This window comes from Cyanobacteria bacterium GSL.Bin1 (assembly GCA_009909085.1).
Classification (GTDB): domain Bacteria; phylum Cyanobacteriota; class Cyanobacteriia; order Cyanobacteriales; family Rubidibacteraceae; genus Halothece.
In genome coordinates this window covers 1-21,884 of the sequence record JAAANX010000091.1, presented here as the reverse complement: position 1 = coordinate 21,884, position 21,884 = coordinate 1, and the positions used below count along the sequence as shown (strand labels likewise).

At 44.2% G+C, this 21,884-nt stretch carries 28 protein-coding genes; 10 read left to right on the top strand and 18 right to left on the bottom strand.

Annotated features, from left to right (window positions below):
* Positions 1 to 147 precede the first annotated feature (147 nt).
* The 4 genes from GVY04_12045 to GVY04_12030 form a co-directional block, all read right to left on the bottom strand.
* Complete coding sequence (locus GVY04_12045) at positions 148 to 546, bottom strand: transcriptional regulator (GenBank protein ID NBD16832.1); 399 nt, start codon at positions 544 to 546, stop codon at positions 148 to 150.
* 81 nt (positions 547 to 627) lie between these two features.
* A complete protein-coding gene (locus GVY04_12040; protein NBD16831.1) occupies positions 628 to 783 on the bottom strand; it encodes a hypothetical protein in 156 nt (51 codons plus the stop codon).
* Positions 784 to 913: 130 nt separating this feature from the next.
* Positions 914 to 1,123 carry a type II toxin-antitoxin system HigB family toxin gene (locus GVY04_12035; GenBank protein ID NBD16830.1) on the bottom strand — a complete coding sequence of 70 codons (210 nt, stop codon included), beginning with the start codon at positions 1,121 to 1,123 and terminating at the stop codon, positions 914 to 916.
* 91 nt (positions 1,124 to 1,214) lie between these two features.
* Positions 1,215 to 2,018, bottom strand: a complete 804-nt coding sequence (locus GVY04_12030; protein ID NBD16829.1) for an ABC transporter permease subunit — start codon at positions 2,016 to 2,018, stop codon at positions 1,215 to 1,217.
* 224 nt (positions 2,019 to 2,242) lie between these two features.
* Here GVY04_12030 and GVY04_12025 point away from each other — a divergent pair, with 224 nt between their 5' ends.
* From GVY04_12025 to accA, 3 genes are all read left to right on the top strand, one after another.
* Entirely contained in the window at positions 2,243 to 2,938 is a 696-nt protein-coding gene (locus tag GVY04_12025; protein NBD16828.1) for an aldehyde oxygenase (deformylating), read from the top strand.
* Between the two features lie 204 nt (positions 2,939 to 3,142).
* Positions 3,143 to 4,189: a long-chain acyl-[acyl-carrier-protein] reductase gene (locus tag GVY04_12020; GenBank protein NBD16827.1), complete on the top strand. Its 1,047-nt coding sequence runs from the start codon at positions 3,143 to 3,145 to the stop codon at positions 4,187 to 4,189.
* Positions 4,190 to 4,247: 58 nt separating this feature from the next.
* Positions 4,248 to 5,327, top strand: coding sequence for an acetyl-CoA carboxylase carboxyl transferase subunit alpha (gene accA / locus GVY04_12015; GenBank protein NBD16826.1), 1,080 nt, complete (start codon positions 4,248 to 4,250; stop codon positions 5,325 to 5,327).
* Here the strand turns inward: accA and GVY04_12010 are convergent.
* From GVY04_12010 to GVY04_12000, 3 genes are all read right to left on the bottom strand, one after another.
* A complete protein-coding gene (locus GVY04_12010; protein NBD16825.1) occupies positions 5,324 to 6,586 on the bottom strand; it encodes an insulinase family protein in 1,263 nt (420 codons plus the stop codon). The two genes, accA and GVY04_12010, sit on opposite strands and share 4 nt — an antisense overlap.
* A gap of 295 nt (positions 6,587 to 6,881) precedes the next feature.
* Positions 6,882 to 7,385: a DUF1772 domain-containing protein gene (locus GVY04_12005; protein ID NBD16824.1), complete on the bottom strand. Its 504-nt coding sequence runs from the start codon at positions 7,383 to 7,385 to the stop codon at positions 6,882 to 6,884.
* Between the two features lie 23 nt (positions 7,386 to 7,408).
* Positions 7,409 to 8,038, bottom strand: a complete 630-nt coding sequence (locus GVY04_12000) for an NAD(P)H-binding protein (GenBank protein NBD16823.1) — start codon at positions 8,036 to 8,038, stop codon at positions 7,409 to 7,411.
* Positions 8,039 to 8,214: 176 nt separating this feature from the next.
* Here GVY04_12000 and GVY04_11995 point away from each other — a divergent pair, with 176 nt between their 5' ends.
* Positions 8,215 to 9,075, top strand: coding sequence for a helix-turn-helix domain-containing protein (locus GVY04_11995; protein ID NBD16822.1), 861 nt, complete (start codon positions 8,215 to 8,217; stop codon positions 9,073 to 9,075).
* A gap of 196 nt (positions 9,076 to 9,271) precedes the next feature.
* Here GVY04_11995 and GVY04_11990 read toward each other — a convergent pair whose 3' ends face one another.
* From GVY04_11990 to GVY04_11970, 5 genes are all read right to left on the bottom strand, one after another.
* Complete coding sequence (locus tag GVY04_11990) at positions 9,272 to 9,610, bottom strand: hypothetical protein (protein NBD16821.1); 339 nt, start codon at positions 9,608 to 9,610, stop codon at positions 9,272 to 9,274.
* Positions 9,611 to 9,738: 128 nt separating this feature from the next.
* Positions 9,739 to 10,371: a helix-turn-helix domain-containing protein gene (locus GVY04_11985; protein ID NBD16820.1), complete on the bottom strand. Its 633-nt coding sequence runs from the start codon at positions 10,369 to 10,371 to the stop codon at positions 9,739 to 9,741.
* A 128-nt stretch (positions 10,372 to 10,499) separates the two neighbouring features.
* The gene (locus GVY04_11980; protein NBD16819.1) at positions 10,500 to 10,880 is read right to left on the bottom strand and encodes a hypothetical protein; all 381 of its coding nucleotides are present in this window, start codon (positions 10,878 to 10,880) and stop codon (positions 10,500 to 10,502) included.
* On the bottom strand, positions 10,870 to 11,151 hold the full coding sequence (locus tag GVY04_11975; protein NBD16818.1) for a hypothetical protein: 282 nt from the start codon (positions 11,149 to 11,151) through the stop codon (positions 10,870 to 10,872). Before GVY04_11975 ends, GVY04_11980 begins: the two co-directional genes overlap by 11 nt.
* A gap of 75 nt (positions 11,152 to 11,226) precedes the next feature.
* Positions 11,227 to 11,472, bottom strand: coding sequence for a hypothetical protein (locus GVY04_11970; protein NBD16817.1), 246 nt, complete (start codon positions 11,470 to 11,472; stop codon positions 11,227 to 11,229).
* 94 nt (positions 11,473 to 11,566) lie between these two features.
* On the opposite strand from GVY04_11970, the gene GVY04_11965 reads away from it, so the two are divergent.
* The 4 genes from GVY04_11965 (at position 11,567) to GVY04_11950 (ending at position 14,389) form a co-directional block, all read left to right on the top strand.
* Entirely contained in the window at positions 11,567 to 11,791 is a 225-nt protein-coding gene (locus GVY04_11965; protein NBD16816.1) for a hypothetical protein, read from the top strand.
* Between the two features lie 50 nt (positions 11,792 to 11,841).
* Positions 11,842 to 12,132, top strand: coding sequence for a hypothetical protein (locus tag GVY04_11960; GenBank protein ID NBD16815.1), 291 nt, complete (start codon positions 11,842 to 11,844; stop codon positions 12,130 to 12,132).
* A gap of 182 nt (positions 12,133 to 12,314) precedes the next feature.
* Positions 12,315 to 12,995, top strand: a complete 681-nt coding sequence (locus tag GVY04_11955) for a hypothetical protein (protein NBD16814.1) — start codon at positions 12,315 to 12,317, stop codon at positions 12,993 to 12,995.
* Positions 12,996 to 13,480: 485 nt separating this feature from the next.
* The gene (locus GVY04_11950; protein NBD16813.1) at positions 13,481 to 14,389 is read left to right on the top strand and encodes a lactate dehydrogenase; all 909 of its coding nucleotides are present in this window, start codon (positions 13,481 to 13,483) and stop codon (positions 14,387 to 14,389) included.
* On the opposite strand, the gene GVY04_11945 is transcribed toward GVY04_11950, so the two are convergent.
* Together GVY04_11945 and GVY04_11940 are read right to left on the bottom strand one after the other, a co-directional pair.
* Positions 14,386 to 14,598 carry a hypothetical protein gene (locus GVY04_11945; protein ID NBD16812.1) on the bottom strand — a complete coding sequence of 71 codons (213 nt, stop codon included), beginning with the start codon at positions 14,596 to 14,598 and terminating at the stop codon, positions 14,386 to 14,388. The genes GVY04_11950 and GVY04_11945 overlap by 4 nt on opposite strands.
* A gap of 221 nt (positions 14,599 to 14,819) precedes the next feature.
* Positions 14,820 to 16,307 carry an ISL3 family transposase gene (locus tag GVY04_11940; GenBank protein ID NBD16811.1) on the bottom strand — a complete coding sequence of 496 codons (1,488 nt, stop codon included), beginning with the start codon at positions 16,305 to 16,307 and terminating at the stop codon, positions 14,820 to 14,822.
* A 783-nt stretch (positions 16,308 to 17,090) separates the two neighbouring features.
* On the opposite strand from GVY04_11940, the gene GVY04_11935 reads away from it, so the two are divergent.
* Positions 17,091 to 17,513: a putative toxin-antitoxin system toxin component, PIN family gene (locus GVY04_11935; GenBank protein NBD16810.1), complete on the top strand. Its 423-nt coding sequence runs from the start codon at positions 17,091 to 17,093 to the stop codon at positions 17,511 to 17,513.
* A gap of 6 nt (positions 17,514 to 17,519) precedes the next feature.
* Complete coding sequence (locus GVY04_11930; GenBank protein NBD16809.1) at positions 17,520 to 17,750, top strand: toxin-antitoxin system HicB family antitoxin; 231 nt, start codon at positions 17,520 to 17,522, stop codon at positions 17,748 to 17,750.
* Positions 17,751 to 18,199: 449 nt separating this feature from the next.
* On the opposite strand, the gene GVY04_11925 is transcribed toward GVY04_11930, so the two are convergent.
* The 4 genes from GVY04_11925 to GVY04_11910 form a co-directional block, all read right to left on the bottom strand.
* On the bottom strand, positions 18,200 to 18,841 hold the full coding sequence (locus GVY04_11925; GenBank protein NBD16808.1) for a fimbrial protein: 642 nt from the start codon (positions 18,839 to 18,841) through the stop codon (positions 18,200 to 18,202).
* Between the two features lie 11 nt (positions 18,842 to 18,852).
* On the bottom strand, positions 18,853 to 19,203 hold the full coding sequence (locus GVY04_11920) for a DUF952 domain-containing protein (protein ID NBD16807.1): 351 nt from the start codon (positions 19,201 to 19,203) through the stop codon (positions 18,853 to 18,855).
* A gap of 80 nt (positions 19,204 to 19,283) precedes the next feature.
* Entirely contained in the window at positions 19,284 to 20,288 is a 1,005-nt protein-coding gene (locus GVY04_11915; GenBank protein ID NBD16806.1) for a family 43 glycosylhydrolase, read from the bottom strand.
* A complete protein-coding gene (locus GVY04_11910; protein ID NBD16805.1) occupies positions 20,275 to 21,675 on the bottom strand; it encodes a hypothetical protein in 1,401 nt (466 codons plus the stop codon). The genes GVY04_11915 and GVY04_11910 overlap by 14 nt, the downstream gene beginning before the upstream one ends.
* Between the last annotated feature and the right edge of the window lie 209 nt (positions 21,676 to 21,884).

The window sequence follows — 21,884 nt, the reverse complement described above, 5'->3', positions numbered from 1 at the left end:
AGTCTTGTCGCCTTCAGGGACGTTCGGTGATTACTTTTTTCCAACAGGCTTTGCAAAGTCCTCTCACCGGTGAGCCTTGTCCTTCTCTCATTCCCCAGTTTTGCCACACCTGAATCCTTACTTTCCATTAAGCTAGTTAAGTCTCATCTAAATAAATAATGCAGGGGAAACATGAAACAGTTCTCCTAATGCTTTCGCTTGCGCTTTACTGATACTTCTTTTTCCATTGAGAATTTCTGAAACCACTCCTTTAGACCCAATAATTCCCACTAAATCAGCTTGCTTTAGCCTATTGGATTCCATTAAATGCTGTAACACTTCTAAAGGTGAAGTCAAGTCTTCACCGGCGAGTTGTGTCTCTTCATAGTCTTCAACCAAAGCACACAATAAATTTAAAAGCGTTGTTTCTTCGGGATCAAGCCCTTTTTCCATTAGTTCTTCAATGACAGCAACCGCATTTTCATAATCAGATTCAGATTGAATCGGACGCGGTTGATATTGACTGAGTAAAAAGCCGTATTTTTCGTTGGGAACGCTGATTGTCATATTTTTAATGATAGTTTCTCAATTTTTTTGTAGATCATGGAAGAGGAATGTATAACCTCCTCTTTCTATTTTCAATTTTACTTAAAAATATGGGTCATTTTTCCATTTTTCTTCCTCGTATTCTTGATGCGTCAAAAGATATTTATAAAATATAATTTCTTGTTCAAAATCAAACCCGACAATTAAACGAGGCTCTCCTAGGGTGGTTATGAAAAAATAATAGCAAATAACGCCCAAAAAGCTTGCATGGCAAGCTTTACGGAATTGTAAAAATCAAATTTTAGAAAAATTTGATTTTTGTTTCATTGCACCCCCTGAATTGACTAGGGATTGAGCTGCTATCAATGTATAAATTAGTATATCTAGTCTAGGAGAGCCTTAAACGATAACTTTTAATATTAAAAATGAGAAAATTTCCAACTCGATCCACAGAACGATTATAGGTTTTTCTGATTTCATCAAGACTGCGCCATTCTGCTTGTTTAACCACCTCACACCAACTCTTGACAGCGATTTGTATATCTTTTGGAAACTTTTTTGCATCGTTGATAACATTTAATCGCTTAATTAGCTTCATGCACCTTTGATTATCTTGTACTTTTCCAGGTTCTCATTTTGAGAACTATTTGTCAAGTCTAGTTTCTGAGCAGAGTTTGTTAAGGATTACTCTACTGTTTAATTCCGGTACTGCTAATTCCTTGAATAAACTGCCGTTGTCCAATTAAAAATAAAACGACTACAGGTACCGTAGCAATAATCACTGCAGCCATTAATAAAGACCAATTACTGGTAAACTGTTCTTGAAATTGGGCTAGTGCTAATTGAACAGTGGTTAATTTCGGACGAGTGGTAAAGACCAACGGTTTAAATAAATCATTCCACTCTCCAATAAAGGTAAACAGAAATACTGTAACTAGTGCAGGACGGGCAAGCGGGAGCATAATCTCGATGAGAATTTGCCAACGATTCGCTCCATCTAGGGCGGCTGCTTCTTCTAACTCGACTGGAATCGTCGTGAAATATTGCCGCATTAAAAAAATACTAAACCCATTTACTGCGGTGGGTAAAATGAGCGCGCCGTAAGTGTTAATTAAACTGCCCCATTTCAGCACTAAAAAAATGGGAATCACGAGTAACTGAAATGGGATAACAAGGGTGGCTAAAATTACTAATAAGAGTGTCCGACGACCGCGAAATTGTAATCGCGCTAGGGCATAGCCAGCGAGAGAAGCCGTAAGTAATTGGAGGGCAGTGACACTTAAAGCGACAAGAGTAGAATTCCCAAAGGCAAGGAGAAAACCTCCGCGTTGCCATGCTTCTCCATAATTTTCGAGAGTTAAGGAAGAAAGATTAAAATCCAGTGTTGCGGCAGTGCCAGTCGGTGATAAAGAAGTGAGAAAGATAATCGCGAGAGGGGATAAGATGATGATGCTGCCGAAGATTAGCAAGAGGAAGCGCAAAGCGTTTTTCATAAGGAATCAACAGTTCAAGTGATGGGCAATAAAGGAGTCAAGGTTATAGACTCAAAACCAGAACAAATGATGAATGATGAATGACCAATAACTAAACGTTAAGATAAGAAGAAGGTAATCGTTTCTATAGAAAGATTCAAGGCGATTCACAATCAGATTTTGGCGAAAATGCCTAAGCTGTATATATTATTGGTGATAAGGAAGCCATAGGAGACCATATACTTATGCAAGATGTTGCAGTTACCCCAACTTTAGATTACAACAGCGAAACTTATAAAGATGCTTATAGCCGAATTAACGCGATCGTAATCGAAGGGGAACAAGAAGCGAAAGAGAATTACTTACACTTAATTCAATTGTTACCCGATAGCAAGGAGGAACTGACTCGTCTTTCCAAAATGGAAGGACGACACAAAAAAGGGTTTCAAGCCTGTGGCAACAACTTAAATGTCACTCCTGATATGGAGTTTGCCCAAGAATTTTTCGCACCCTTACATCAAAACTTCCAAGATGCCCTGGCAGAAGGGAAAATCGTTACCTGCTTACTCATTCAATCTTTAATTATTGAGTGCTTTGCCATTTCGGCCTATAACATTTATATTCCCGTTGCAGACCCCTTTGCCCGGAAAATTACCGAAGGTGTGGTTAAAGATGAGTACACTCACTTGAATTATGGAGAAGAGTGGTTAAAAGCTAATTTTGAAAGCGCAAAAGAAGAATTACAAGAAGCCAACCGTCAAAATCTTCCCCTTGTCTGGAAAATGCTCAACCAAGTAACCGCAGATGCTAATGTCTTGGGGATGGAAAAAGACGCTTTAGTCGAAGACTTTATGATTGCTTATGGTGAAGCGTTAAACAACATTGGGTTTAATACCCGTGAAATCATGCGGATGTCTGCTTATGGACTCCGAGAAGGCTAAGTTCCATTATTAAATTTTAACTGGATTTTAGTTGAGTCGAGTGTCCTCGCCCGGATATGGCGGGGATTTTTTTCTCACTCAGCCCACTGAGATCTTTTCTAAACGAGGTAAAGGTCTTAAGATTGAAAAGAGCAAGTTTTTTAACTTGCCTCATCACTTTATTTACCTACAACGACCTGATTCGCAGGTTGACAGCGAAAATTCATGTTTGGTTTGATCGGTCACTTGAACAATCTCGAACACGCCCAAAAAGTTGCTGAGCAACTTGGCTATCCTGAATATCATGAACAAGGCTTAGACTTTTGGTGTGCAGCTCCTCCCCAAATTGTTGATGATATTCAAGTTACTAGTTTAACCGGGCAAACGATTCAAGGAAAGTATATTGAATCTTGTTTTCTGCCAGAAATGCTGACCCAGCGTCGGATTAAGGCGGCTATGCGTAAAGTCTTAAACGCAATGGCGCAGGCACAGAAAGCCAATATTGATATCACAGCACTTGGCGGTTTCTCTTCAATCATTTTTGAAAATTTCAATCTTCAAAACAACCGTCAAGTTCGTAATGTCGAACTTGATTTTACTCGATTTACAACCGGCAATACTCACACTGCCTATGTCATTTGTCGTCAAGTTGAAATTGTTGCGCAGCAGTTGGGTTTTAATTTATCGCAAAGCACAGTTGCGGTATGTGGCGCAACCGGTGATATTGGTAGTGGGGTCTGTCGCTGGCTTAACGAAAAAACATCGGTTCAAGATTTACTGTTGGTAGCGCGTAACCAAGAACGCCTCAATGCACTGCAACTGGAATTAGGACGAGGTAAGATCCTCCCAATGGAAGAGGCACTAGCCGAAGCAGATATTGTGGTTTGGGTAGCTAGCTTGCCTAAAGGCGTCGAAATTGGTCCTGAGACGCTTAAAAAACCTTCTCTAATTATTGATGGCGGTTATCCGAAAAACTTTGATAGTCGGGTTCAACATCCAGATGTGTTTGTTCTTAAAGGGGGAATGGTCGAACATTCCTTGGATATCCAATGGAACATTATGCAAATTGTTGAAATGGATGAACCCAATCGCCAGTTATTTGCTTGTTTTGCTGAGGCAATGTTACTGGAGTTTGAAAAATGGTACACTAATTTCTCTTGGGGACGGAACCAAATTAGTGTGGCAAAAATGGAGCAGATTGGTGAAGTTTCCCAAAAACATGGCTTTCGACCCCTCTTGCTGACGGAAGCAATGAGTGCCCAATCCCAATAGAAATTCTTTCTGTCTTTGAAAATTAGTCATTTCCTGCTCGACCATTAGCAACTCTTTTATGTCAAAATCAAACCGAAAAACATTCCTCCTTGAATTTGAAAAACCCCTATCGGAATTAGAATCCCGGATTGAACAAATTCGTGAACTAGCCGAAAATAATCAAGTGGATGTTTCTGATCAAATTAAACATCTCGAAGAAAAAGCAGTGCAACTGCGCAAGGAGATTTTTAGCACTTTGACTCCGGCTCAACGATTACAATTAGCGCGTCATCCTCGTCGCCCTAGTACTCTTGACTATATTCAGGCAATGAGTGATGAGTGGTTTGAATTACACGGCGATCGCGCCGGGAATGATGATCCCGCTTTAGTCGGTGGCATTGCTCGTCTTAACGGTCGCCCGGTGATGATGTTGGGGCATCAAAAAGGGCGCGACACCAAAGATAATGTGGCGCGTAATTTTGGTATGGCATCTCCGAGTGGCTATCGCAAGGCGATGCGCCTGATGGAACACGCCAACCGCTTTCGGATGCCGATTTGTACCTTCATTGATACGCCTGGGGCTTGGGCAGGCGTCGAAGCGGAGAAAAAAGGACAAGGGGAAGCGATCGCGTATAATTTACGAGAAATGTTTAGCCTGGATGTCCCAATTTTGTGTACTGTAATTGGGGAAGGCGGCTCCGGTGGAGCACTTGGAATTGGTATCGGTGATCGCATTCTGATGCTCGAACACGCGGTTTACACGGTAGCAACTCCTGAAGCTTGTGCAGCCATTCTTTGGAAAGACTCTGGTAAGTCCGAACAAGCGTGTGAAGCCCTCAAAATTACCTCTTGGGATTTGAAAGAACTGGGAATTTTGGATCAAATTTTATCGGAACCGGTTCGAGGCGCCCATGCCGATCCCATTGGTGCCGCGAACTTACTCAAAGAAGCCTTAATTACCAATTTGGATGAACTGATGCAACTGTCTCCCCAGCAGCGACGGGAACAACGCTATCAGAAATTCCGCCGGATTGGTCAGTTTACCGACTTAGCAGAAAAGGGTCAACTACAACTCCCCAGTGAAATTGAAACTGAAACTGAAGAAGGGGAAACGCATCATCATCTGGAAACTCCTCCCTCTCATTCCCTACACTACTAAAACGGTTTCATCACCGTCAGTGCATATCGCTCGGGAGATAAGTAAGTTTTTGCCAACTGCTGCAATTCTTTCGGTTGTAGCTGTTTGACTCGCTCAGGATAGGTCAGCGAGAGTTCGACCTGCGCGAGAGTGCTGTAATAGCCGTATAAGCCAGCCAGTTGCCCGGGGGTTTCAGTAGAGAAAGTGTAGTCATTACAGAGTAAGCGTTTAGCGCGGTTGAGTTCTTTGTCGGTGATGGGTTTTGTTTGTACTTCTAAAACGCGATCGCGCAACATTGCTTCTACAATTTCCAAATTTTGTGGGGCTAACCAAGCATTAATCGTAAACAAACTCGAATCTTGTTGCAGAGAAAAACCACTGCCAATTTCATGCACCAACTGTTTCTCTTCTCTTAATTCCCGAACTAAACGCGATGCACTGCCTTGTGCCAGTAAAACAGACAGTAAATCTAAACCCACAGCATCTTGCCAGCACTCAATCCCAACACAACGCCAACCCATAATTAAACGGGCAATTTCCAAGCGTGGTAGCCGAATTTCCCGTCGCTGAGGCGTCGTTAACTGCGGTTGCGCTGCAATTTCAAAAGGCGGACACTCTGAAGGGACACTAAAGGGATGAAATGCCGATTCAATTCCGGCTAAAGCCGTCTCTTGATCAACATCGCCAACCACAACCACTGTCATATTATGCGGTTGGTAATACGTCCGGTGAAAACAGCGCATTTGATTCGGCGATCGCGCTAATAATGCCTCTTCTGTCCCTAAAATCGAACGTCCGTAGGGATGTTGGTTATATAAACTTTCACACAAGGCTTGGAAGGCAAAGCAATCGGGGTCATCTTCGGTTTCCCGAATTTCTTCCAAGACGACCCCGCGTTCACAGAGAAACTCTTCCTCGGGAATTTCTGCCTGTAACAATAACTCTGCCAAATAGGGCAAGGTTTGATGCCAATAACTGCCAGCGGTAGTCAAGAAAAAATGGGCATAATCGTAACTCGTTTCGGCATTAGCAATCCCACCACAATTTTCAATCACATAATCAAACCAGCCTGGGGGAATCCGCTTTGTACCTTTAAAGATCAAATGTTCTAAAAAATGAGCCGTTCCCCACCAGGGTTCGCGTCTTGCCCCAGCATTGACCCAAACATCAGTCACCACAACGGGTGTAGCGCTTAGTTGTTGATGAATCACGGTTAGACCATTGTCCAATTCCAGCACAGTTGCGGGAAACTTCTCTACTGGTGTGATTAAGTCAGACATGAGAAGAAACTGTTATCTACATTACATCATCTAAGATAACAGAATGACGAAAGCGTTAGCTTAATTCTAATATCAGTAACCCATACCTCTCCTGTAACAGAGATCCGTGTTAAACGAATCTTGCCTCTTCAACAAGCTGCACAAAGTACAAAACAGGCTAACAATTCGAGTGCAGCGGATTGACCGGAGTGGCTTGGGTTAGATGCAAACAAACAGGCAACCACTGACCGGAACTGTTAGTCCTCTTTCGTTGTCCAGATAAAGCGAGATTGCAGAAACATTATCGCTCTTGCCTTTAAATCCTGAATAATAGAATCATTAACAGGGCAGATGTCAGACTCGCAAGGAGCGTCCTGATTAAGTTCCATTGGTTCCAACGTGCTTCAAAGTCCATACGAGCCGCTTTTAGAGCTGTTTCCTTCATCTCATCGACATTGAGAGTTTGTAGTTTGTTGTTCAGCGGTACGTTGATTGTGAAGGTGGATAACTGAACGCCAAGCACATAAATGAGCAAAGCCAAGATCATAACCAGACGCTGAGCGCCATTGAGTTGTCCCAAGCCCAGCCCAACTGAAGCCAGCAAAGCCACGATTGACCCCACCCAGACCGCTACAAATATCGGTTGATTATTTTGGATCACACCATCTATCACTTGAAACGTTCGGATAAACTCCCGGTCATTTAACCGTTTAAGCCCTGGCATCACCACTGAGGCAAAAGCAAACAGGAAGCCTGCTACTAGGGAACACAGGAAGGTTGCCATGATCAAGACAATTGGAAAGATTGCTTCTGTTGACATGGATCAATTTTCCTAATAGAAGATTAGTAAGATAAACTTGGACTCTGGTACAAGGAGGAGTGATCGGATAGTTGCTTTAAGATAAAGTCGGCAACGTCAGCCCGAGAAATCTTAAGGGTGATGCTTCTATCCGTGCTTGGGAAACTGTGGCGGTACTTTCCAGTACGCGGTCCATCGATAAAAGCCCCAGGACGCACGATCGTCCAATCCAAGTTACTGTTTCGCACTAAGGCTTCTTGCCGTTCGTGATCAGCAAACACCTTCCGCAAGATAAAGCCAAACATGATGTACTTCCAGTAGAAGTCCAGGTTATCCCAGCTATCACCAGCCCCTAGAGTCGATTGGCAAATCAACCGACGCACTCCCACCTTCTCCATCGCCTGAATAATCTGCTGCGTCCCCTCTGAACGAATCGTGCTGGTTAATTGTTTACCAGACCCCAGCACACAGACCACAGCATCTTGACCAGATATCGCTAATTCCACAGCTTGAGAATCCATAACATCCCCTTGGATAAAGCTAAGTTGGGAGTGTTGGAGATTGAGCTTGGCTGGATTGCGGGCAAAAGCAGTGACGGTGTGTCCCTGCGCCAAGGCTTGTTGAACCACCTGACGACCGACGGTTCCGGTTGCTCCAAAAATCACAAGTTTCATGAAAGTATGCTCCTCAGCAATGACACCCTCAGTTTAGGAACAGGATTCAGACGAGGCTGTATAATGATTGGGAAACTATCAAAATCTTGCGATCAGTTTGTAATCCGTTCTTCGGAATCAAATTTCTAGGGGGCGCGATTGCATAACTAGCACCATAGCGTTACTGAATCAGCCTGATGACAGAACCAACTTCCCGATCAGAGCCAATCAGCCAGTCCTCCTCTGTTCAAGGTTGTGAAAATCTTCATGTCGAACATTTACAGAATTCAACTGGAGAAGGGGTCTATCATTGCGAGGGTCAACACACGCTATTCATGTCCCTGTCTCCCCGTCCGATTTACTATTGGCAAACTCAGGACGGGAAAACCCATACGGGGCTGTATCGCCAAGGAGACCTGTTAATCACACCAGCCAACACCCCTTTGTTTGTGCGGTGGGAGGGGGATGAAAACTGTTTGCAAATCCAGGTCGGGGATCAGTTTCTGAAACGAATTGCTGAAGAAACCTTTAATGGCACCAGCGATCGCGTACAACTGATCCCCATCTTTCAGCAACGGAATGCTCAGATGGAAGCGATCTCAAAGCTGATCCTGACTGAATTTCAACAAAACCCCTCTGGCAATCAGCTATATGTGGATTCCTTAGCCAATATTTTGGCAGTGAATTTGCTCCGACAATTTGCTATAACCCAACCCCAGTTACCGATTTATGAGGGAGGTTTATCCCAACGGCAACTCATGACAATCTTGGACTACATTGAGGCAAATTTAGACCAAGAGATTAAGCTGGCTCACCTTGCTCAATTGCTGGGCATGAGCCAATTTCATTTCAGTCATTTATTCAAACAGGCAATGGGCTTATCGCCTTACCAATATCTATTGAAACAACGGGTGGAAAGAGCCAAGCAATTACTTAAGCAAACGAATCGATTAATCGCGGATATTGCCTTGGAATGTGGATTTAATAGTCATAGCCATTTGAGTAAACAGTTCCGACAGTTGACGGGCATGACCCCCAAGGCTTTTCGCTTTGGTTAGATTGGGAGTTGAGCCAAAATATATACTTTCATAGTGCAATGATGAAACCTATTGAATCAATGTGACTAAGGGCTTTGATCGCTAAAATCTTCACAATTTTTTATAATGAATCTGCTCGATTTGGTCAGTCCGAATCGCTGGGCGTGATCAATATGAAGTATCCCTGAATCTATGGCTCAATCGCGCTCCTTTCAAATCAAACTTCAGTTGAATGCTCCTCATCTAAAGCAGCATACCACTCAACATAGGGAGTATTTTTAACTAAGCATTGGTTATAGTCAGGAGCATGGTCGTTCCACCAAACTGGTCCGCGCTCTCCCAAAGCCACCTTAGCCTCATTCACCTGGAAGCGTGCTTTTTCTAGTGCTGCTGTATCCTCTGACTGCTTAGCCTTTTTCACCTGACGACGGGCTTTCATTAATTCTTTGACATATTGTTGGCGGGTTGGTTCGTCTAAGTTGGGGTTAGTGCAGCGCCAGAGCCGTCCTTTGACCACAAAATAGCGTCCGTCGGGAGTAACTGGATAATTGGCCATTGCAAACCTGCTACAAATAAACTTATCCTAACCAAGCCTATTGTTTTCGATTTTAAGGGTAAAGCTTGCTACTAGCAGAATTGATTTGTCTATAGATGCATCAACCTTAGTCGATAATACCTGTGTCATCAAACGAGATTTAAAATTTCCCCAGGTGTTACCCCCAACCCATCACAGAGTTTCATCATTGTCTTCCGAGTCGGGTAGGCTTCAGGATGATCCCACAGCCGATAAGCAGTGGTGCGTTTAATCCCACAGCGCATCGCCAGTTGATAAGCCGTCTTTAAACCCCTCTGACGGCATACTTGAGGAATTTGATTGGTGATGCTGACCGATTTGCCACAAATATAATAGTGATCCGATAAGTGGGAATAGTCCTTACTCGCGTGCATCCCCATGCAATTGTTTCTGGCAAATGTCTCTGCTTCGAGAATGACTGCTTTCTGACTCACCTGATTGATTTGTCTGGGGTTAATCAAAGCCAGTCCCAATCTCACCAGTTTCTCATTAATGAAGTCATCCCCAACGTAAATCTCAGCCAATCGCGCATTTTCAACATCGCGCCCAATCCCGACAACCTGAATATAAATGCCTCTGGGCAAAAATCGTTCTAAAACTTTCTTACTGGTTTCTCCCAACGGCTCAGTTAATTGTGGGGCAATCACTCCTGCCAAGCGTATCCTGGTAATACTATTTGCTAAGGTTTGAGCTTGAACTGTATTGCCATCAATCACCCAGCGTACTCGATAAGTTTCCATCATGGATGTTCTTGATCTCGAAAGCGCGATTAGGCTCCGCCTATGCTTCGCAAACGCGCTCTATGAACAAAAAATGCTTGAAAGCGCAAAACCAACAACTTGCCCCTGATCCAATAAATTCCAAGAGAGCCTTATGCCGGGTCATCATTCCCCAACAAACTCTCCTTATACAACGGCTCAAAATCCTCATCACTGGCCATGAGTCGGATTTCAGTTTCATCTAATCCTTTGATTTGATAGCCATCGGGGAGTTTCACCCCACGCAATCCACAATAGACTTCCGCTTGTCTGCGATGACGGATTTCCCAAAATGTTCCTTTCACTCCTGCTTTGACCACGGCTTGCATTAAGCGAATGATGTAATGAGTGACCGCATAGGGATCTGTTTCATCTAAGCCCAACGGTAACGGCGGAATCTTTACCCTTTCCCAAGGACGTACTCTCGGTGGTGGGGTATTTGAGTTATCAGAACGATATTGTTGCCAGTCGGTTACAGATAATTCACGGGTCATGGTTATAAGTTGATTGAAACAGGAACAGTAAGCGAGGCGCGGATTTCTCCCTTGGAATTGATGGAGAATTCATGTTGGGAAACTCCAACACCTCGAAGCTATAGAGTCGTCTTTGGCGACGTTTCCCGTTATGGTCTCGGTTATCAATCTCAATGCCGGTATAGTAAGCATGAGCGACAAGATTAATGATGTATTGGTTGATGTCATCGGTATCTGCTAAGGATGCAGGAAGGGGTGGGACGTTGCCAGTCTTAAATTCAGAAACAAGCATGAAGCGTAATGATCTGGAAAAATTGATAAAAAAAAGGAGAAAGAACACCTTTCTCCTTGTACTAACTGCATAAAATTAGACCACAGTTAAGCTGCCAATCGTAACAGGAATTTCCACAGTACCATCAAATTTAGAGTCTTCAGAAATCCCCCAGCGATAAGGACGATCTGACAAGTTAACATCATTTTCACTAAAGTCAACTGTCGCAGCATGACGAATCAAACTGATGATGTATTCATCCACGCTATCCCCATCTGCCAAAGTTGCAGGGAGGTCAGGTGCATCTGTGTAACTATTAAAAAGAGCTTTATCAATTGCCATAAAACTGTATCCTCTTTGGATAATTTACTAAAGATAGTCTAACGAGATTAAATACGAATGTTGTGAATAGTTATTCACTCAATTAAAACTTTCATTGGATAGCATAGAAAGCGTAATACAAACTGATCAGGATATGCTAAATTTTATTGACTCTGATTTAGTTATGGGACTGATTTCAGGACTTGCTATTAATTTCATTCCCTTTGTTAACCGCCGTCTTGATAAAGCAACTTCTTCTTATGCTGGAAAAATTGCTTTCTTTATTGTGGAAACTGTAGAAGCCTTTGAAGATGGAAAAATCACGCTTGGCAGAGGTTAACTCTGCGATTGCACAACTGAAAGGAATTGTTGAAGAACTCGAACTAAAACATGAAAAAAACTGACCTCATCAAGGAACTATCCAACCAATCTAATCTCCCGCAAACGGAAACGAAGCTAGCCATTGACACCTTAGAATCATTGCTCTCGGAAAGGCTACAGGAGAACGATGAAAAAATCAAACTTGGAATTGGGTATTTCTATAAAACCGCAAGTGGACAACCTAGATTCTCGCCTAGTCCTAAATTTACGAAGCAAGTGAAAGGGGAAGACACTCAACCCCCAACACCCAATCAACAAGACAGTAACACCACAAAAGGAGTCAAAAAAAAATGCACTTAGACATTAAACAAGATACCTATCTTAAATCTTCCACTCAGCAAGCATCGAACTTGCCAGAGAATGACAAGATTTTAATTGAATCCGAGCTGTATATCCCTTGAAGGGATTAGTCAACCGACGAGAGAAAGAAGCTCAACTCTTCTCTAAGTAAATCAAAGCGGGGGCTATCTCCCCAGTTAACAATGGCAGATCGCAAAGAAAAAACTGAGGAAAAGCCTGATCGTGAGTTAGTTCCAGACTTTTTTAATGAAACACAATTTATCAGCACCATTGTTGATATATTGATTTTATTCTTAGCAGTCTTTGTCGCGATCGCGCGATCAAGAGAAAAGCTATTTCACTATGCCAAGCTGTTATCACACCAACAAAAGCAATACTCTAAACTTTTAAACAAAAAAATTGACAGCATCTTAACTCAAATTCGGGCTTTATCTGCCTCAGACCGAGTAATTTTAGGACAATTCCATGACCAAGACTTTTCTAACTTTGAAGCCTTCTCAGCTTCCAATGAAATCACCAATATTGGAGTGGAATCAATCTTAAAACAAATTCAAGACATTCCAAAAAAAAAGCTAGCAGATGAAATTGAACTGTTAGAATCAGCAAAAGACAAAACCATTTTCGCTGACATTTATACTGGGGAAGTGAAGACCGATAAGATTAGTTCTCCGCTCAAGCAAAAATGCAGAGAACATTTAATCAAAATTGGCGTATGCTGTAGCTATGAAATCCTCATTGGAGAAGTGGGAATCCTTGCAATTCAGTATCTCTCAAAGGATGAAGCACGACTCAAAATTCTTGAAACCAATAAGCAATCAATTTTAAGACTGAGAGATTATTTGAAAATTATCCTCAGTCGTTAGTTCAATCAAAGTTAACTAGCGTTGGCAAGGAGTTCCGTGTGATTAGTGCGGTGGTTCGTTCCTCACTGTCTTGCTTGAATGAATTACGCAACCTTCTACAAGCTGAATCGCTAAGCAGTCCCGCTCGGCTATCGCCCAGCTTAATTAGTGAGACTTAAACAATTGTGAGTCAAAAACAGCCTCAAACCTTTACACAGTGGTTGTTTAACTTCGATTGAGTAGTTTTCTGGATCTAGCTGGGTTTCAGCGATTTTTAGGGTTTTGGTGTAAATTGATTGCCAGGACTGAGTTTGAGGCTGTTTTCTTGTTATTTTTTTGTCTAAGTCTCGTTAGGGCGAGTGCAATTTCCCCAATTAGCTTAATTTAGAAATTCAAACAAGTAAGCTAAAATTATCGCAGTGAAAGAGCTGAATTGAGTGGTGTATCAGTAACCTAGAAAAGACTCTGAGGAACACTTGCTCTTGATGTGATGGCCAGAGCAGCTGATGAAAATTTCGGTAATTGGGATTGGAAAAGTGGGTTCAACTGTTAGCTTTGTCCTGGCCAAAGAAGGCTTAGCCTCAGAACTAATCCTCTACAATCGGACTCGTGAAATTGCTTATGCTGAGGCGACCGACATTCAGCAGGCTGTCGCTTTTGCCCCACACCGACTTCTAGTTCAGGATGGAGATTTAGAAGATACGGCCGGCTCAGATATTATTATCATTGCAGCCAGTGCCCCGATGCCCAAACAGATGAAAAGCCGTGGTGAACTCCTTTTGAGTAACACTGAGATCATGCTGAACCTGATTCCTCCTCTCGTTCAAGGTAGTCCCAGAGCCATCTTCATTAATGTTAGTAACCCGGTAGATGCTTTGACCTACCAGATTTTGCAAATTGCTAGCCAATCTTCTGAGTTGGTCAACTGGCAAAGAGTAATTGGCACTGGAACTTTGATCGACTCGGCACGATTCCGCAATATTTTAGCCACCCAACTGGGCATTCATCCGACTGACATCAATGCCTATATTTTGGGTGAACACGGAGACAGCCAATTTGCAGCACTCAGTGCGGCTACATGTGGGGGAGAATTCGTTGATGCCACTCCTTCGCGCCAGCAGATGGTGGAAGAGGCGAAGCGCTCAGCTTGGAGAATTTTCCAAGCTAAAGGCTACACCAATTACTCCGTATCCATGGCAGTCGAACTAATTGTTCGCAGCATTGTCGAAGACCTACGGTACACTCTACCCGTGAGTGTTTTAATTGAGGGTTACTGTGATGTCTACCATTGCTGTCTGAGTGTTCCTTGCGTCGTCGGTCGGCAGGGAATCCATCGCCGTCTTAAAACTCAACTGAATGAAACGGAAGTGCTTGCTTTCCAAAACTGCGCTCGTCTCGTTCAACAGCAACTCTAAGTTTGGTTTGATCTGGGGCGGAAGGTTAAGCTTAATCCAATTACCTCAATCGCGATCGCGCCAAGTATGTTATAAACACTCAGCCAACCACACAAGCTCAGGAGGATATAAACTTCCAGCAGAAACAGGATCGGGTTAATCTGTTTTGTAATAGTTTGGGTTACACGGCTGAAGGCTACGCCCCCATCGCGGATTGAAGCAGTTTGCAATTTTAATCGCTCTTGCTCACTTTTGGTGATGAATCAAGATGGGATGGTGAAGTTGAATTCGGAATTCGGAAACAAGACCAGAGAACACTGGAAGTTGATCACTTACTAATGAGAGGGTCATGGGGGGCAATCTCGCTCGAAAGCCTTGTCCGGCATGGGTTTTAAGACTAAAAATTGGCGCGATCGCCTCAGATGATGGAAGTTAATTTAACCTTGCCAAGTTATACAGCCCCTAAAAATCTTCGACTCAATAATTCCAGACTAGCGCGACCAGACATCTGACGTTTCAACATCTTCAAACGGTTAATCTGTCCTTCTACGGGACCATTACTCCATTCAAGAGTCATCCCAGCTTTGACGGCATCATAGTCCTGTAACAGTCCTTGTGCAAAAGCAACTAAGGAAGAGATTTGACTCGATCGAGCCCTTCTTAGCCATTCATCAAATTGTTCGGGGATGCGCTTTCGGATCAGCCCGGCCAAATCTTGGCTGAGTTCAATCGCTTTTGCCAAAGCCGGATGCTGAGCGATGAGTTGTTGAATCAGCCGTTCATCTTCATCATCTCGATTTTCCTCCCGTCGCAGAACCAACCCAGTGGCACGATGAACCGTCAGGGGCAGTTTTTGATTGTCTACAATAATCTTGAGTTGACAACTTGGAGATTTCTCTCGCGGTTGAATTCCCAGAGCTTGTCGCAGACGTTTAGTATAGCGGGCCACAGTCGCATAGCTACCGCGAAAACCTTGAGCTTGCAACTCCTGAAATAAGTGCTTTCCTTCATGACAGCCGCGATTCCAACGTTTGAGTAGGTAGTCTTGATCAGGTTCTACCAGACTACGTCCACGGTCACTACGTCCTTTTCTTTCAGGAAATTGAGAAGACCCTAAATCTCGAAACACTGTCGTTTTGCCAATCCCTAACTTAGCAGCAATCGCCTTTGGTGAGTTTCCTTGCTGTCTCAATTTTTTGACTTGCTTATAGATAGCCAGCTTTCGGCGACGACGTTGTTGTGCTAAAGTAACCGCCTCGGGGGGTGAGGGGGGTAGAGGCACCCTCACCGCTTTTGAGCCAGGCCCACAGATCACTGGTGAAGAGCTTAGAGATTTTTCCACAGCTTTTAGTTCTTGCCTATGCTCATTGAAGACTTGTTCGAGAGCTTCCGCTAAGTTTTTGAGCAGATGAAAACGGTCAGCCACTTGAATGGCTTGAGGTGCCCCCAAGCGGGCTCCTTTTGCATAGGCTTGGGCCCGGTCTCGGGAAATCACTTTTACTCCTGGGTGTGCCTTTAACCATTTAGTTAAGGTCTCTGCTTCTCGATCAGGTAGTAAAGCTATGGGTTGATGAGTTTCTAAATCAACCAGGATAGTGCCGTAATTGTGACCTTTTCGATCGGCCCAATCATCAACTCCAACTACGGTCGGGTTTTTCGCCGGCGGCCAGGGCATCTTCATCAATAATCGTAGCAAGGTGGAGCGACTGGTGGTGTAACCCAGTGCTTGACTTAATCGAGCTCCAGCGACTCCTCCTAAGGCCAGTGCGATCAAGGTTTGTCGTTGGGCTAACCGAGAGGTTTTTCTCGCCCAAGGGGCGACGACATCGGCTAGCCTTTCGGTAAAGATCTGCCGCTGACACGCCGGGTTAGTACAGAAAAACTTTCGGACCTGTAGCTGCCAGTTTACCCGATATTCTCCCCAAGGAAGGTCGGCCAAGGTTCGCTCAACAAGCTTGATGCAAGAGAAATTTGGGCTTCAACCATCCTCATTGACATGCGCGTCATCTGATTCTTTCCGAATTCCGAGTTCAACTTCACCATCCCATCTTGATTCATCACCAAAAGTGAGCAAGAGCCATAATGTGGTCTCAAAACGCCGATATTTTCGGGTCGGAGTGATTATAATTTCAGTGCACTACAGGTATTGATCAACACATTCTCTGGATTTACACCAGTCCTCAAACAAATGCTCCAATTTTCAGAGTTGCTTTAACAGAAGCGGTCAAACTTCTTTATAGCTTTTATGAACTTGTTCCTTCTGATTTGGGGAGTAGCGTTGCTCAAAGTCTTACTGAAAAGAAAGCTCCTTTTGGTTCATGTGAACTGTGTTCTGCTCCTCTATGGCCACAACCGAATCGATACAGAACTTTCAGTCTCAGTTGCCCTCGACATCCTGAACAAGGTCGGAAAATGAAACCTCAAGATGCAACTCGCTTTGCTCAGTTTATGGGATCTACTTGTCAAGAGTGTGGGTCAGCGTTACGTGGTGTACACAATAGCAAGACAGGTAAGGTCTTTTTAAAATGCACTCACTCTGAGTGTAATTCGAGTATTCGACTGGATCAATTAATTTAAGTTGGAAAAAACAGTTTGAATTGATTAAGACTTGAAATAGTTGGTCGAGGCGCGATCGCGCTCCGCGTAGCGTCTCGTGAGCGGAGAATCGCGGAAATGTCATTCTAGCTGTTTTTGTTGATAGCATATATGCTACCATTAACCCATGAAGGAAAGGCTTGTAGTTGATACCAGCATTTTTGTCAGTGCTTTGCTCGGACCAACGGGACCAAGCCGAGAAGTGATCCGACGCTCTTTACAAGAGGCATATCAGCCACTAATGGGCAATGCTCTATTCTTGGAGTATGAATCGGTGATTGAACGAGAAGAAATTCAAGCCAACTGTCCGCTTTCCGAGTCTGAGATCAAAGCCTTGCTAGAAGCCTTCCTCAGTGTTTGTCAGTGGATCAATATTTACTATTTGTGGCGACCAAATCTAAGCGATGAAGCCGACAATCATTTAATTGAGCTTGCGGTGGCTGGTAACGCGATCGCGATTGTTAGTAACAATATTAGGGATTTTCAAAGAACTGAAGTGCTTTTTCCCAATTTATCCATTCTCAAGCCAGAAGAGATAATCAGGAGGTAAGTTAACATGGCAACTCTCACCATTCGCATCTCGGATGACAAGCATGAACGTCTCAAAGCCTTAGCAAAAAGTCGAGGAATTAGTGTTAATAAACTGATGGAAGAACTTTCCACGATCGCGCTCACTGAATTTGATGCTCACACCCGCTTTCAAGCAATGGCAGCCAGAGGTAATCCCGAACAGGGACTGAAAATATTGGACAAACTCGATCACTTAACCAATCAAAGTGAGGACTGAAAGAATTGGCTCAAAAGCAACAATTTAGACTGATCGCGCAAACGCGAGAGTTGACTCTCCCAAGCGTGGTCAAAAGATTATTCATCAACTCCAAGTGTGCGCCAATGGCGCACATTTTTAAAAGACAAACCAGACCAAACATTGGAGTTAATTGAGGTGGGGTTCTGGTTCAGTTTTTTGGCTTCTTATCAAGAGTTAGAGTCATAACTAAGGTCAAGGTTCCTCCTAACAAGCCTAGAAGTAACCAAATGAGACGGTTGTAACCCTTGTTGGCGGCAACGAGAGTGCCAATACTACCCATAAGACAGTGTAGGAAGAACAGGAAATACAACAATCTGATATTTAAAGGAATCTCAACCGGTAACACATTCAAGTCTCAATTGTTTTCAAGTATTGTAACGGATTGAAATGAGATCAAGAACCGACAGAAAATGCTTTCAAGAGTTCCTTTACTCTCGGGTGAGAATAAATAAACTCTCATCGCCACCCCGACCAATTCTCATCGTTTCATCAATATAAGTAATCTTGAGGCTGGGAATTCGACCAACAGGATTTTTAGCTTCTACCACTCTCATCGGATCAAGCCAATTGGTCTGTATCCCTAAAATTCGCTGAATTCCCAGAAAACGTTGTTGAAAATCAACATTGATTCGTTGGTCGGAAAGTTGCTCTTCTGCGTCTTTAGCCGGTTCAAATGTGGCGGTTACTCTCACATAACCTGATAGCCCACCCAAACGATGTTGCACCCAAGCTCGATTTTCAAAAGTTGCCTCGTTCACGTCGATGGTTTGATAGATTTGACCCACTTGGAATCCCAAAGGCAAGCGTTTGAGAGAGCGAATTTCTCTGGCGGTTGAATACTGTAATAACCAAGCCCCATTGAGTAAATTTTTAGCAGACAACAGAGGTTGTGGGAAAGGATTTAAAGTTTCTAATTCTTTTGTGATTGCTGCGATCGCGGAAACGGATTGGGGCTGAATCTCTAAATCCGTAATCGGGGCATTGATCAAAGTCGGTTGTTCGTTTCTAAGTTGTTCAATGTCTGCCAGTAACTTTTGCTTAATTGACAATCGATCGCGCACTTCTACCATTTTTTTACCTTTTAGCTTAGTTTTTTTTCAATCTCACTGGGAAGCTGAAAGCGACCATCTTGATCAGGATTGAAATCGACCACATCAACCACCGCCTCCATGTTGATACTACCGTAAACGTGAGGAAAGAGATCGATTCCTCCCTCACAATTTTCGTACTCAACCTTTGCCTCAAGTTTCTCGACATCAATGCAGAGGAGAACAAGCCCACACTGACCTGCAAACAAAACATTCGCAACTCGAACCACCTGCTCTGGTGTTGAGCAATGGATAAAGCCTTGGTCGCTGAGAGACGCAGCCCGATACTCTCCAGCACGTACCGCTTCTTCCCATTCGATGCGTTTGGTGATATGAAAAATCATCCTTGCTCTTTACCTGCTGACGGTTGGGATGAGAAGAAACAATAGAGATGATTTTAACTTAACAATGATCCCAAGCCGCATTAGCGGAACCAATCTGTCGTTGCCAACATCGTCCACCAGCCTTTTGCATAATCTGCACCAGTGTAATAAAGATAAGCGGTGTTGACTTCAAACAAGAGTTGGGGCGTGTTCATCTCGTCCACCTCCCAAGGTGCGCCAGCACAAGTCATAACTGGCTCCGGAAGCATTTCGTAAGGACCAAATGGAGTCTCGCTGCGACCGATCACGAACCCACCCTTCCCCTGAGCAACAGCGTAGAAACGACCATCAGGACCAGCCGTAAGTGAGCCTTCCATACAGGAAGGAACTGGCACTTCCCCAACAACATCCCAACTCTGACCCTCATCATCAGAGATGGCACCATGAACCCAGACTATGGTTGGTTCGGGGAAAGCCTTCCAGGCACAGTACACCATGTAGAGTCTCCCTTCATCTTCGACGATGGAGGGGGATGTCATAGTCACGACTTCATGACCGCCTTGCATTCCGGTGGCAATGATGGGGGCAGTGGGAAGCCTATAGGGTCCCGTGAGCGTATCAGCTTCTGCAAGGAAGATTTGTGACTGATACACCTCGTTATCCTCATAGCCAATGTAATAAATCTGGTGTTTACCGGAATTGGCGAGTCGGTAAAAGGAGGTTTCCTTATTGAGGTCAAGACCCTCGGAATTACTCCCCTCAAGAAGAACAGAACCGGCAGTCCACTCGGTGTAGCTCTTTGCTGTGGCAAGCTTAATCGTAGCGTAGTCATTGGCTGGGTTCGGACCGGTGTAAACCATCCGCAGCATACCTTCTGCGTCGCGGAAGACATGGGGGTCGGCAGCAACCTCATAACTGAGCCATGGATCTCTTAAGACGGGAGTTGGGTGGCGTTGCCAGCTCTGAAGGGCTTCAAAATGGATATCGCTATGGGGATGCTGCAAGGTGGTATCGGACGAGGTCATCGGATTTTCCCCGCAGGCCGTGAGAAGCAGAGCAATTGCAATCAGAATGAGATGTTTCAATATAGATTTAAGATACTTCAATCACAAACTGGGGTTCCGTCAAGTCACTTGAATCAATTCCGATTAGACGCGCCAATTCATTGCCAGCAATGCTGATTATGGTATCTGAACTGCTGGCAACAAGACTTAAGTCTTCATCGGCAAAGCTGGTAACAGAATCGATGCCTGCAATTCCAATCACATCTTCGCTTAAGTTGAAGTCGGTGATGATACTGCCACTGACAGGAAACCCGGCGTTGGCAATCCAGAACTGATCTGCCCCTAATCCCCCACTCAGAGTGTTATTGCCTCCTGCAACCATAAAGAAGCGGTCATTGCCAGCCCCGCCAATTAAACGGTTATCGTTACCTGCAAATAGGGTATCATCTCCGTCGCCACCATAAATCCGACTATTGCCGTTGCTAAGGGAGGCATCAAGGATATCATTGCCCTCCCCGGCAAAAACGCGATCACCCTGTCCAACTAAGATTTCATCGTCACTAGCACCGAGGTATATGCGGTTAGCACTCCCGGTAACGCTGAGGTCAACTAAATCAGCATTAGCGCCAGTAAAAATCAGATCATTGGTTCCATCGAACTCCGGAGCAATTGATGAGGGAATTTCCGCATCTAAGACATCTACAGTTAAACTGCCAAAAATTAACTCACTGTCTCCTACAAGCTCCGGTAAGGCTTGCAACCGTTCTACAATCGCTTCCGCCTTTTCGGCAGGGGCATTCCAATCCCCGTCAATGGGAGTGACGGTGGTAAATCCAGAGAGGAATTGACCGCCTTCAGAAGTTGCGTCAACGGTTGCATCAGGGGGCAATTGGTTAGGGGAAAAGCGCAAACCGGTTCCACCGCCAAACTCAGGAGGCAATTCTCCCACATCGATAATGAAGGGTTCAATCTCATCGACATTGGTAAAGGCAATGCCCTTAACTTCCGCCACGCCTTCTGGAAAGCGCACGGGAATATTGATGCTTAAGCCAAGACCAGTGGGGAGGATAGCGGGGTCTTCCCCTTGAGTCGCTTGGAGTTGGGCAATGGTTTCTACAATTAAATCCGCACCCACTTCGTAAGCAATGCTGGTGCTGGAACCGGATTCATCTTCAATATCAATTCCAGCACTGAGCGCGATCGCGGGAACACTTCGCAATAACCCTGTAACTGCTGCGCTAACTGTTCCCGAAGAAACGGCACCGCCGGAGCCAATATTTTCCCCTTCGTTAATGCCTGACAGGATTAAATCGGGGGGAGTTTCTTCTAAAAGGGCATCTAACCCGGTCCAAGTTACCGTTCTCGGTCTGGCATCTACTGAAAATTGATTGGGACCCAACTCTTGAATGGTCAGGGGTTGCAGGAATTTATCCACATCGAGGCGCGTTCCTTGACCGCTTTGTTGTTCTTGCGGTGCGACTAAGGTCACTTGATGACCTGCTTCGGTAAGAGCTGTGAGAAGAACTTCAATCCCTTCGGCATCAAAGCCGTCATCGTTGGTAATATGAAATATGGAAAAATTTGCTACAAATCTTAAGGGATGACAACAAAGCTATAAGGCAGACTGGAGGGTAGATACAGCCTTGAGACCTCTGTGAAAATCTAGGGATTTATGAGGCTTGAGAGCCATCAAACGAT